Source organism: Streptomyces sp. NPDC041205 (genome assembly GCF_055591765.1).
In genome coordinates this window covers 102,124-113,419 of sequence record NZ_JBVIZH010000015.1, presented here as the reverse complement: position 1 = coordinate 113,419, position 11,296 = coordinate 102,124, and the positions used below count along the sequence as shown (strand labels likewise).

The following is an 11,296-nucleotide window of genomic DNA, read 5'->3' as shown; positions in this document are numbered from 1 at the left end:
CGGCGAGCCAATTCGCCGATAGCGCCGCACCGCAACCCGATGCGGCCGTACGGTGGTTGGGGGGCGTTGCAGATCTTTCCGTGCCGAGGGAGGGAGCCGAGGCCATGGAGCGTGACATCCCGGACGGCGAGCCGGTGACCCGCGGCGGCATGTCCGGCCGCGTCCCCCTGGCCGTGGTCGTCGTCGACGGGGACGGGCTCGTCTCCCACTGGAGCACCGGCGCGCGCCGCCTGTTCGGGTACGCCAAGGAAGAAGCCGTGGGCCGCCCGGCCGGTGACCTGCTGCCCGTCTCCGGAGCCCTGCCGCAGGACGGCGGAGCCCGCGGGGAGTACGACGCGCTCGGCCCCGACCTCGGCAGCTCCCTGGACGGACGGCTCTCCTACCCCACCGCGGGCCGCGCCCGCCTGACCGCCTCGACCCGTGAACGCGAGCGCATCGACGTCCTGTGGTGGGCCTACCCGCTCGTCGGACCGGGACCGGAGCGGCTGCTCGTGCTCGCCGCCGACGCCGCCCGCCTCGCCGTCGAGGGCGACCCGGACACCGACCGGGTCGAGCGCATAGCGCCCGGGTTCGCGCTGCACACCGACTTCCCCGGGTCCGACGAACTCGCGCGCCGCCTCCCCGAGATCCTGCCGAGCATGAGCGTCGGCGAGAGCGCCCGCATCGCCGCCCAGGTCCTCGAACTGGGCTATCCGGTGCTTGAGTTCAGCCAGCACGACCGTGTGCCCGTCACCCCCGACTGGGGCGTCCCGCGCCGCGCCGAGCGCCGGGCCCGCAGGCGGCGCGCCGAAGAGGCGACCGCCGCCGGGCAGGCGCCGCCGCCCGACGCCGAAGACGGCGAGGACCTCGAATACGCGGCGGTGCGCGAGCGCCTGGAGTTCCTGAACGAGGTCAGCGGCCGCATCGGCACCTCCCTCGACCTGTCCCGCACCATCGTCGAGGTCAGCAAGGCCGTCGTGCCGCGCTTCACCGACGTCGCGGGCACCTATCTGCGCGAACAGGTCGTCGCGGGCGAGGGCTTCCCCGAGGGCCCGCCCGACGAGACCACCCTCTGGCACCGGGTCGCCGTCGAGCACACGGACGAGCCGGGCCGCTGGGACGACGTCGTGCCGGTCGGCGAGTCCATGCCGTTCCCGGCGCACACCCCGTTCTTCCAGTGCATGACGTCGGGCGACCCCGTCCTCGTACCGCGCATCACCGAGGAGATGGGCAACGCCATCGCCTCCCAGTTCGAGAAGCGCGACATCCGGCCGCTGATCAACCACCGCTCGATGCTGGTCGTGCCCCTGAAGGCGCGCAATGTCGTCCTCGGCTTCATGATCCTGCTGCGCCACCGCGAGCGGCCCGTCTTCAACGACATGGACCGCGTCACCGGCGCCGAACTGGCCGCCCGCGCCGGTCTCGTCCTGGACAACGCCCGCATGTACACCTACCAGGAGTCGGTCGCCGACACCCTCCAGGACAGCATGCTGCCGCACATACAGCCCCGCATGTCCGGCTGCGACATCGCCACCCGCTACCTCCCGGGCACCCTGCTCGGCCGCGTCGGCGGTGACTGGTTCGACTCCGTGAAACTCCCCGGCGCCCGCACCGCCCTCGTGGTCGGCGACGTCATGGGACACGGCCTGAACTCCGCGGCGATGATGGGCCAGTTGCGTACGGCCGTGCAGACCATGGCCGCCCTCGACCTGCCGCCCGCGCAGCTCCTGCGCAACCTCGACGACCTCGCCCAGCGGCTCGGCGAGCACTACTTGGCGACGTGCCTGTACGCGGTGTACGACCCGATCGCCGGTGAGCTCCAACTGGCCAACGCCGGCCACATCCCGCCCGTCCTGGTGCGCGCCCTGGACGGCCGCAGCGAACTGCTCGACCTGCCCACAGGGGCGCCCATCGGCGTCGGCGGCGTGCCGTTCGAGTCGGTGCGGGTCCGCGTCGCGCCCGGCGACCGCCTGTTGATGTGCACCGACGGTCTGGTCGAGGTGCGCGGCGAGGACATCGGCGTGGGCCTCGCCACCCTCGTCGAGTCGGCCGCCCACCCCGCCGCCTCCATGGACGACGCCTGCGACACGATCATCCGCGCCCTCGCCGCGACGTTCTCGGAAGCGGGCCGCGGCGGCCGCAAGGACGACGTCGCCCTGCTGATGGCCCGGCTGAACGGCGTGGCCTCCACCGACGTCGGGCACTGGCGGCTCGCGCCCGACCCCAGCGAGGTCAGCAGGGCCCGCGACCTGGTCCGCCGCCAACTGCGCGACTGGGGCCTCGACGCCATCAGTGACATCGCCGTGCTCCTGGCCAGCGAACTCGTCACGAATGCCGTACGACACGCGCGCGGCGGCCGCATCGGCCTGCGCCTGGTCCGCTCCGGCCAGCTCCTGTGCGAGGTCGAGGACGACGACGCGACCCTGCCGACGCTGCTCAGCGCGAGCCCCGCCGACGAGTTCGGACGCGGCCTGCGCATCGTCACCAGCCTCGCCAAGGAGTGGGGCACCAGCCGGACGAGCACGGGCAAGACCGTGTGGTTCGAGCTGTCCCCGCCGCGCCGGTAGCCGCGCGTCCCGGGCCGCGTCGCCCAGCCGGGCGACGAGCCGCGCCAGGGGCCGGGCGGGCGGGCCGCACGCCGGGGCAGCGGTGCCGCGCAGGCGCACGCGGGGGGAACGCGCCTCGAAAGCGCCGTGAAGGTGCGCGCGTGCGGCTTGTCGGGCGCTTCCCCGAGCGGTAGACCGATCTTGTCGCCGGGTTCGGCGGCGCTTGTCGCACCCCGGGGAGCTGGCATGGGCGTCACTAGTCGGTACCAGGAGGCCTGGGAGGGCTTTTGGAGCGAGGCCCCCGCGGAGGCGGGCGGCGTCTTCTGGGACTCCGAGCCCGCCCTCACCGTGGGCATCCATCTGGCCCTGTTCGAACCGCACTTGACGGCACCCGACCTGCCGATGGTGGACCTCGGCTGCGGCAACGGCACCCAGACCCGCTTCCTCGCCGACCGCTTCCCGCGCGTCCTCGGCGTCGACCTGGCGGCCGCCGCCGTCGACCACGCCCGGCACGCGGACCCCGCGGGCCAGGCCGAGTTCCGCCAGCTCGACGCGGCCGACAAGAGCACGGCCGAGCAACTGCACGCCGAACTCGGCGACACCAACGTCTACATGCGGGGCGTACTGCACCAGTGCGAGCCCGCCGACCGGCAGCCGCTCATCGACTCCGTCGCGGCCCTGACCGGGGAGCGCGGGCGGGCCTGCCTGGTCGAACTGGCCGAGGCCGCGGGGCCGGTGCTGCGCGGCCTCGCTGAGGACGCCGGGGGGCCGCCGCCCAAGCTGGCGCCCGTGTTCGCGCACGGCATCGCGCCGGGCGAGGTGGCCGACGCCGCCGTCCCGGAGCTGGTGCGCTCGGCGGGCCTGACCGTGCTGGCCGCCGGTTCGCTGCCGCTGACCACGACCGAGTACAGAGCGGACGGCACCCGCATCGAACTGCCGTCGAAGTGGCTGGTCGTGGGCCGCGCCGGGGCCACCTCATAGCGCTGGGGCGCCTCGTGGGGAGGGGAGCCACCTCATGGCGCTGGGGCCACCTCGCGACGGCGGGACGCTCATCGCGGCCGCGCCACCTCATGAGGCCCGCCCGAGCGCGGCTCACGCGGGTGCGGGCGAGTCCGGGTGCCGGGACTCCGTGCGCATGCCCATGACCACCACGGTGATGCCACAGAACGCGATGACCGTCTCCGCCCAGAGGAAGGCGATGTAGTCGAGGAGGGATCCGATGGGCGGCGCGCCCGGGGCGGTGTCGCGGAAGGCCGCGAGGGCGAAGAGCGTCGCGGCCGTCCAGCCGACCGCGGGCCACGTCAGGCCCTTCTTCCTGCTCAGCAGGAACCACGCCCCGATGAGGACGGCGACGGCTAGCGCCCACATGGCGGCCCTCATGAACACCGCGAAGAGTGAGCACGCTGGTCGGGCGCGCGAGGCCGAGGTCGAACACCGTGACGCCGTCCTCCTCGGACGCCTCGACCGAGGTCGTGAACAGCGCGTCGTTGTTGGACAGCGCCATCCGGACCGGGACGGCCTCACCGCCCTGCACGGCGCCGAACTCCAGCGCGGCGTCATAGGCGTCGAACGGATAGTCCGTGATGGACCCCGCCGTCAGGGCGACGGGCACGTCCACGATCGAGATCCGGCTGTGGGCAGGGAAGGCGAGGTCCCCGCCCGTCGAGGTCGACGTCTGGAGTGTGAGGTTCTCGGCGGGGGAGATCCCGCCGGCCTCCGCGAGGCCGCCGCCACAGCGAGCAGGACGAGCCCCGCGATCAGGGCCCTGCCGCGGGACGGGGGCGGCGGATGACCACAGCCGCTCCGGGGGTGGGGCGGACGGTCAGTCGACCGGCTCGCCGGGCTGGTCGTGCGTGGAACAGTGGATGCCACCGCCGCCGGAGGCGATGGTGTCGATCTCGACCTGCACGATGTCGCGCTTGGGGAAGTGCTCCTGGAGGATGCTCTTGGCGCGCTTGTCGGCCTTGCGGTCGCCGAACCTCGGCAGGAACACGGAGTCGTTGGCGACGTAGAAGTTGGCGTACGTCGACACGAAGTCGTCGCCCTCGCCGGTGATCCGGTCCAGGTCGGGCTGCGGCAGGTCGATGATCTCGAAGCGGCGGCCCCTGGCGTCCGTGGCCTCGCTCAGGACGGACTTCGCCTGGTCGGCGGAGCGGGACCAGGAGTCGGCGGGCATCCCGGGGAACGCCCGGTCCAGGAGCACCACGCCGGGTGCGGTGAACCGGACGAGGCTGTCCACGTGCGCGTCGGTGATGTCCTCGCCGCGCACGCCCGCGAGCCAGATCACCTTCTCGACGCCCAGGGTCTCCTTGAGCTCGGCCTCGATCCGGTCCCGGCTCTTGCCGCGGTTGCGGTTGCCGTTGACGATCGAGCTCTCCGTGATCAGGAGCGTGCCCTCGCCGTCGGTCTCGAACGAGCCGCCCTCGGAGACCAGGGGCGCCTTCTCGCGGGGGACGTCGTACTTCGACAGCAGAGTGCGGCCCACCCGGGCGTCGTTGGTGTGCTCCTGCTTGTTCCCCCACCCGTTGAAGTTGAAGTCGACGCCGACGACCTCGCCGTCCTCCTCCACGAACACGGGCACGGTGTCACGTGCCCACAGGTCGTCGACCGCCAGGGGGATGACCTCGACGTCGCGCCCGCAGGCCCGCTGGGCGGCCTTCTGCTGGTCGGGCCGCGCCATCATCACCACGTACTCGTACTCCGCGATGGCGCGCGCGACGCGGGCGATGTCCTCCCGTACGTAGGGCAGGTCCTCCTCCCACACCGACTCCAGGGCCGGCCACGACATGAAGGTGCGCGCGTGGCTCTCCCACTCGGCGCCGAGGCGCCGCCCCTCGGTCGCGGTGTCCGCACCGGCCGTGCCCGCGGCCTTCGTCACGCCCGAGCCGCCGGGCCCGCAGGCCGCGGAGCCGAGGGCGACGGCGCCGACACCGGCGAGCACGCGCAGGGCGGAGCGGCGGGAGGGGCGCATCGAGGCGAGGGGGGACGCAGGGGTGAGGGAGGGGAGGCGGGAGTGGGGGGTGCGGGGCGACACGGTGAACTCCGATCATCGTGGTGGTCACAAGCTAGCCGTCGGCAGGGTGGGGCGCTCGACGAGAGCGACGCGGACGGCGCGTGCTGTACCGGGAGCGGCCGGGTGGCGCACCGCGCCTGGGGTGCGACCGTGCTGCCCCGTCGCGGTGGCCGGGATGCCACTCTGGCATGGACTGAAAATTCAGTCAAAGAGAAGTGTGGTGTGTCCGGGGTCGACGGTGGGGCTGGTGTCGGCGACGTGTTCCAGGCGGGCCAGCTTCACCGTCATGGCCTCGCGCATCAGTCGGCGGGCGTGCGCCAGGGGTGGCACTTCGCTGAGTCAGTGCAGGTAGAAGCCCTCCAGTGCGGCGACGAGCCGTTCGGCGACCAGGGCGAGGGTGGGTGCTGCCGGGTGGCTTCTGGATATATTGACTGAAGCTTCAGTTGGTAGCGTGATCGTCCCCAGGGCGGCCCGCGGTCGCCGCGTCAGCACGCGCGGGTGCGGCCACCGACACACCGCACGCTCTCGACGCCGAACTCACCGGCCCCGACCCCGACTACGAGTTCGGCCTGATGGCCGGGAAGGAGGGGCCGGTCGCGGTGGTCGTGAGCCGCCGTCGCAAGAGCGGCTGACCTGCTCCGACCCTGCTGCCCGGTCCAGATCACCGGGCCCGGACCGGCCCGGTAGGGTTCGGATCCATGGCGCCTCGCACTACCCAGATCCTCGAAGCGGCCGCACGGCTGATCGCCCGTCGCGGAGTCCGCGGTCTGCGCGTCGAAGAACTCGCCGCCGAGGCGGGCGTCTCCACCGGGCTGATCTACTACCACTTCAAGGACCGCACCGGGATCCTGCGCCAGACCCTGGAGTTCATCAACGGCCGCGCCGAGCGCTACACCGCCGGCCGCGACCCGGAGGCCGCACCCCTCGCTCCCCGCGAGGAACTGGAGGAGATCCTCCTCCTCGAGCTCCAGGACACCCCCGAGGTCAGGGAGAACAGCTCCGCCTGGGGCGAGTTGCGAGCGAGCGCCGTCTTCGACGAGGTGCTGCGCGAGGACCTGGCCCGGGCCACCCTGGTGTGGGTGCAGGAGGTCGCCGCGCTCATCGGGCAGGTGCAGCCGATGACCCCGGCGCCCGCCCTCGCCGCGGCCGGCGAACGGCTCACCGCACTGCTCGAAGGGCTCAGCATGCGCTGGCTCAGCGGAGGCATGCGGCTCGACCACGCGCGGGACCTGATGCGCGGGGCCATCGACGCGGAGCTGACGCTGCTGCGGCGGAAGTAGCGCCCGCGCCGGTTCGTTGCCCGTTGCCCGCTGGTTCGCTCCTGGCCTGCCGCGCCTGCCGCCGACGGCCACGCCTCACCTCCAGCCTCTGGACGCTTCCTCGCCCCCGGCCGCGCCTTGGGGAAGAGGTCTAGGCCGCGGCGTTCCGTACCGCGTAGCGTGACGCCGTGTGAAGATCTTTACCTCGGACCGGCGGTGTCCGTGGGCCGGGTGAGCGATGCTGATGCCGCTCCCCGCGCCCACGCCTCCCACGCACCGCCTCGCACCCAAGGCTGGAGCTCATGAAAATCCTCATCAGCGCCGACATGGAGGGCGCCACCGGCGTCACCTGGCCCGCCGACGTGCTGCCGGGCACGCCGCAGTGGGAGCGGTGCCGGTCGATGTTCACCTCGGACGTGAACGCCGCCGTGCTCGGGTTCTTCGACGGCGGCGCCGACGAGGTGCTCATCAACGAGGCGCACTGGACCATGCGCAATCTGCTGCTCGAACAGCTCGACGAGCGGGCCGAGATGCTCACGGGCAGGCACAAGTCGCTGTCGATGGTCGAGGGCGTCCAGCACGCCGACGTGGACGGCATCGCCTTCATCGGCTACCACGCGGGCGCGGGCATGGAGGGCGTCCTCGCGCACACCTATCTGGCCAACCAGATCACGGGCGTGTGGGTCGACGGCGTCCGCGCCAGCGAGGGCCTGCTGAACTCCCATGTCGTCGCGGAGTACGGCGTCCCCGTGGTCCTCGTCACCGGCGACGACCTGGCCTGCGAGGACGCCCTCGGCTACGCGCCGGGCGCGCTGAAGGTCGCGGTCAAGGACCATGTGTCGCGGTACGCGGCGGTGTGCCGCACCCCCGCGCGCACCGCCGCCGACATCCGGGCCGCCGCCAAGGGCGCGGCGGCCCTCGCCGTGCGGCACGAGCCGGTGGCGGGCGGCCCGCACACCGTGGAGGTCGAGTTCGACGCGGAGCATCTGTCGATGGCGGCGACGGTGGTTCCGGGCGTGCGGCGCGTGGCGGAACGGAAGGTCGCCTACACGAGCGACACCATGTACGAAGGCATCCGCACGTTCAAGGCGGTCACCACGATCGCCTCCGCCGCTGTTGAGGAGCAGTATGGCTGACCAGGTCGACCCTCAAGCACTGGACGAGGTCGTCCGGTTCACCTCCGACCTCATCCGCATCGACACCACCAATCGGGGCGACGGCGAATGCCGCGAGCGCCCCGCGGCCGAGTACGCCGCCGAGCAGCTCGCCGGGGCGGGTGTCGAGCCCACGCTCCTGGAGCGGACAGCGGGCCGTACGAACGTCGTCGCCCGGATCGAGGGCACCGACCCGTCGGCGGACGCGCTGCTCGTCCACGGGCATCTGGACGTGGTCCCGGCCGAGGCCGCCGACTGGCGCGTGCACCCCTTCTCCGGCGAGATCGTCGACGGTGTCGTGTGGGGGCGCGGCGCCATCGACATGAAGAACATGGACGCGATGATCCTCGCGGCCGTGCGCAGCTGGGCGCGGACGGGTGTGCGGCCGCGCCGGGACATCGTGATCGCGTTCACCGCCGACGAGGAGGCCAGTGCCCTCGACGGCTCCGGGTTCCTCGCCGACGAGCACGCGGGCCTGTTCGAGGGCTGTACGGAGGGCATCAGCGAGTCCGGGGCGTTCACGTTCCACGACGGCCGGGGCAACCAGCTCTACCCGATCGCGGCGGGCGAGCGCGGCACCGGCTGGCTCAAGCTCACCGCGCGCGGCACGGCGGGCCACGGCTCCAAGGTGAACCGCGCGAACGCCGTCAGCAGGCTCGCCGCGGCCGTCACCCGCATCGGGGAGCACCGCTGGCCGGTGCGGCTCACCCCGACGGTGCGGGCGGCCCTGGTCGAACTCGCCGGGCTCTACGGCCTGGAGGCCGACCCGGACGCGCCCGGTTTCGACGTCGACGCCTTCATGGAGAAGCTCGGCCCCACCGCCGCCCTCGTCGAGCCCACGGTGCGCAACAGCGCCAACCCGACCATGCTCCAGTCCGGGTACAAGGTCAACGTGGTGCCCGGTGAGGCCACGGCGTATGTGGACGGCCGATATGTGCCCGGCGGCGAGGAAGAGTTCCGCGCCACCCTTGACCTGCTCACCGGACCCGACGTCGACTGGGAGTTCCACCACCGGGAGGTGGCGCTGCAGGCGCCGGTGGACACACCCACGTATGCCAGGATGCGGGCGGCCGTCGAGGAGTTCGCGCCGGAGGGCCGCGTCCTTCCGTACTGCATGTCGGGAGGCACGGACGCCAAGCAGTTCTCGCGGCTCGGCATCCGCGGCTACGGCTTCTCGCCGCTGCGGACGCCGGAGGGCTTCGACTATCAGGCCCTCTTCCACGGAGTGGACGAGCGGGTGCCGGTCGAGGCGCTGCACTTCGGCACCCGGGTGCTCGACCGCTTCCTGCGCACGGCCTGACCGACCTTTGGGGGAGATGAACGACATGGCGAAGACCAAGCCGTACGGCTCGTGGCTGTCCCCGATCGGCGCCGCGCTCGCCGCGGCCCACGACGGCCACCCCGCCTTCGTCGGCTTCGTGGGGGACGAGGCCTGGTGGACCGAGCCACGACCCACCGAGAGCGGGCGGCGGGCGCTGGTGCGGCGCCGCCCGGACGGGACCGAGGAGTCGGTGCTGCCCGCGCCGTGGAACGTCCGCAGCCGCGTCATCGAGTACGGCGGCCTGCCCTGGGCCGCCGCCGCCCGGCCAGGTGATCCGCGCGGACCGCTCGTGGTGTTCGCCGACTTCACCGACCAGCGCCTGTACGCCTACGAGCCCGACGTCCCCGAGGCCGAGCCCAGACCCCTGACCCCGCTGTCCGGCGTCGGCGGCGGGCTGCGCTTCGCCGACCCGCGCGTCCACATGGACCGCGGCGAGGTCTGGTGCGTCCTGGAGGAGTTCACCGGCGAGGGACCCACCGACGTGCGGCGCGTCCTGGCCGCCGTACCGCTGGACGGCTCGGCGGCCGAGGACCGGGCGGCGCTGCGGGAGCTGTCCGACGGGCGGCACCGCTTCGTCACCGGACCGCGGCTCTCCCCGGACGGCACCAAGGTCGCCTGGCTGGCCTGGGACCATCCGCGGATGCCGTGGGACGGCACGGAACTCCTGGTCGCCGACGTCGTGGACGGCGTCTTCGAGGGTGCCCGGGTCCTCGCGGGCGGCCCGGAGGAGTCGATCGCGCAGGCCGACTGGGCGCGGGACGGGCGGCTGCTGTACGCCGGCGACCGCTCCGGCTGGTGGAACCTGTACCGCGCGGAGCCCGACGGCACGGCGAGCGCGCTCTGTCCGCGCGAGGAGGAGTTCGGCGGGCCCCTGTGGCAGCTCGGCCTCAGCTGGTTCGCGCCCCTGGACAGCGGACTGATCGCCGTCGTGCACGGCACCGGAGCCTCCGCGCTCGGCATCCTCGACCCGGAGACCGGCGAGGTCGTCGACGCGGCCGGCCCCTGGTCGGAGTGGTCGGCCTCGCTCGCCGTCCACGGCACCCGTGTCGTGGGCATAGCCGCGAGCCCCCGCAGCGCCTACGAAGTCGTGGAGCTCGACACCCGCACCGGCAGGGCCCGCGTCGTCGGCGCCGCGCACGACGACCCGGTCGACCCCACGTACTATCCCGAACCCCAGATCCGCACCTTCCTCGGTCCCGCCGGACGCGAGATCCACGCCCACATCTACCCGCCGCACCACCCCGGCCACGTCGCCCCCGGCGACGAACTGCCGCCCTACGTGGTGTGGGCGCACGGCGGCCCCACCTCCCGCGCCCCCCTCGTCCTCGACCTGGCCATCGCCTACTTCACGTCCCGTGGCATAGGCGTCGCCGAAGTCAACTACAGCGGCTCCACGGGGTACGGCCGGGCCTACCGCAACCGGCTGCGCGAGCAGTGGGGCATCGCCGACGTCGACGACTGCGCGGCCGTGGCGCTCGCCCTCGCCGACGAGGGCACCGCCGACCGCGCGCGGCTCGCGATCCGCGGCGGCAGCGCGGGCGGCTGGACCACGGCGGCCTCCCTGACCACGACCGACGTGTACGCCTGCGGCACCATCATCTACCCCGTCCTCGACCTCGCCTCCTGGCAGGACGGCGAGACCCACGACTTCGAGTCGCGCTACCTGGAGACCCTGGTCGGCCCCTACGCCGAGGTGCCCGGCCGCTACGAGGAACGCTCGCCCGCCCGGCACGCCGACCGCATCACCGCGCCGTTCCTGCTGCTCCAGGGCCTCGACGACGTGATCTGCCTGCCCGCGCAGTCCGAGCTGCTCCTGGAGCGGATGCAGCGGCGCGGGGTGCCGCACGCGTACATCGCCTTCGAGGGCGAGGGGCACGGGTTCCGGCGCGCGGACACCATGATCCGGGCCCTGGAGGCCGAACTCTCCCTGTACGCGCAGGTGTTCCGCTTCGACCCGGCGGGCGGCACGCCCACGCTGGAGCTCGCCAAGTGACCGGATCCGAGGAGCCCGTGGACCGCCCGAA

8 protein-coding genes and 1 pseudogene are annotated in these 11,296 nt (G+C 73.0%); 6 read left to right on the top strand and 3 right to left on the bottom strand.

Going from position 1 to position 11,296, the window contains the following annotated elements:
- Window positions 1-104: 104 nt before the first annotated feature.
- The gene (locus tag ACZ6BG_RS37630; RefSeq protein ID WP_469010492.1) at window positions 105-2,546 is read left to right on the top strand and encodes an ATP-binding SpoIIE family protein phosphatase; all 2,442 of its coding nucleotides are present in this window, start codon (window positions 105-107) and stop codon (window positions 2,544-2,546) included.
- Window positions 2,547-2,771: 225 nt separating this feature from the next.
- Entirely contained in the window at window positions 2,772-3,506 is a 735-nt protein-coding gene (locus tag ACZ6BG_RS37625; protein ID WP_469010489.1) for a class I SAM-dependent methyltransferase, read from the top strand.
- 111 nt (window positions 3,507-3,617) lie between these two features.
- Here the strand turns inward: ACZ6BG_RS37625 and ACZ6BG_RS37620 are convergent.
- From ACZ6BG_RS37620 to ACZ6BG_RS37610, 3 genes and pseudogenes are all read right to left on the bottom strand, one after another.
- Window positions 3,618-4,230: pseudogene (locus tag ACZ6BG_RS37620) on the bottom strand (DUF4436 family protein).
- Between the two features lie 117 nt (window positions 4,231-4,347).
- On the bottom strand, window positions 4,348-5,496 hold the full coding sequence (locus ACZ6BG_RS37615) for an agmatine deiminase family protein (RefSeq protein ID WP_469010486.1): 1,149 nt from the start codon (window positions 5,494-5,496) through the stop codon (window positions 4,348-4,350).
- A gap of 243 nt (window positions 5,497-5,739) precedes the next feature.
- Complete coding sequence (locus ACZ6BG_RS37610) at window positions 5,740-5,868, bottom strand: hypothetical protein (protein ID WP_469010483.1); 129 nt, start codon at window positions 5,866-5,868, stop codon at window positions 5,740-5,742.
- A 368-nt stretch (window positions 5,869-6,236) separates the two neighbouring features.
- Between ACZ6BG_RS37610 and ACZ6BG_RS37605 the strand changes: the two genes are divergently transcribed.
- The 4 genes from ACZ6BG_RS37605 to ACZ6BG_RS37590 all read left to right on the top strand — a co-directional run bounded on the left by ACZ6BG_RS37605 (window position 6,237) and on the right by ACZ6BG_RS37590 (window position 11,265).
- A complete protein-coding gene (locus tag ACZ6BG_RS37605; protein WP_469010482.1) occupies window positions 6,237-6,818 on the top strand; it encodes a TetR/AcrR family transcriptional regulator in 582 nt (193 codons plus the stop codon).
- A 281-nt stretch (window positions 6,819-7,099) separates the two neighbouring features.
- Window positions 7,100-7,933, top strand: coding sequence for a M55 family metallopeptidase (locus ACZ6BG_RS37600; protein ID WP_469010479.1), 834 nt, complete (start codon window positions 7,100-7,102; stop codon window positions 7,931-7,933).
- Window positions 7,926-9,251: a M20/M25/M40 family metallo-hydrolase gene (locus ACZ6BG_RS37595; protein ID WP_469010477.1), complete on the top strand. Its 1,326-nt coding sequence runs from the start codon at window positions 7,926-7,928 to the stop codon at window positions 9,249-9,251. The genes ACZ6BG_RS37600 and ACZ6BG_RS37595 overlap by 8 nt, the downstream gene beginning before the upstream one ends.
- Window positions 9,252-9,267: 16 nt before the next feature.
- The gene (locus ACZ6BG_RS37590) at window positions 9,268-11,265 is read left to right on the top strand and encodes a prolyl oligopeptidase family serine peptidase (RefSeq protein ID WP_469010475.1); all 1,998 of its coding nucleotides are present in this window, start codon (window positions 9,268-9,270) and stop codon (window positions 11,263-11,265) included.
- The last annotated feature ends 31 nt before the right edge of the window (window positions 11,266-11,296 follow it).

Excerpts from the sequence above, each read along its gene's own strand:
- ACZ6BG_RS37600 (WP_469010479.1), top strand. The coding sequence starts at position 7,100 with ATGAAAATCCTCATCAGCGCCGACATGGAGGGCGCCACCGGCGTCACC.
- ACZ6BG_RS37605 (WP_469010482.1), top strand. The coding sequence starts at position 6,237 with ATGGCGCCTCGCACTACCCAGATCCTCGAAGCGGCCGCACGGCTGATC.
- ACZ6BG_RS37630 (WP_469010492.1), top strand. The coding sequence starts at position 105 with ATGGAGCGTGACATCCCGGACGGCGAGCCGGTGACCCGCGGCGGCATG.
- ACZ6BG_RS37625 (WP_469010489.1), top strand. The coding sequence starts at position 2,772 with ATGGGCGTCACTAGTCGGTACCAGGAGGCCTGGGAGGGCTTTTGGAGC.
- ACZ6BG_RS37595 (WP_469010477.1), top strand. The coding sequence starts at position 7,926 with ATGGCTGACCAGGTCGACCCTCAAGCACTGGACGAGGTCGTCCGGTTC.
- ACZ6BG_RS37615 (WP_469010486.1), bottom strand. The coding sequence starts at position 5,496 with ATGCGCCCCTCCCGCCGCTCCGCCCTGCGCGTGCTCGCCGGTGTCGGC.
- ACZ6BG_RS37590 (WP_469010475.1), top strand. The coding sequence starts at position 9,268 with ATGAACGACATGGCGAAGACCAAGCCGTACGGCTCGTGGCTGTCCCCG.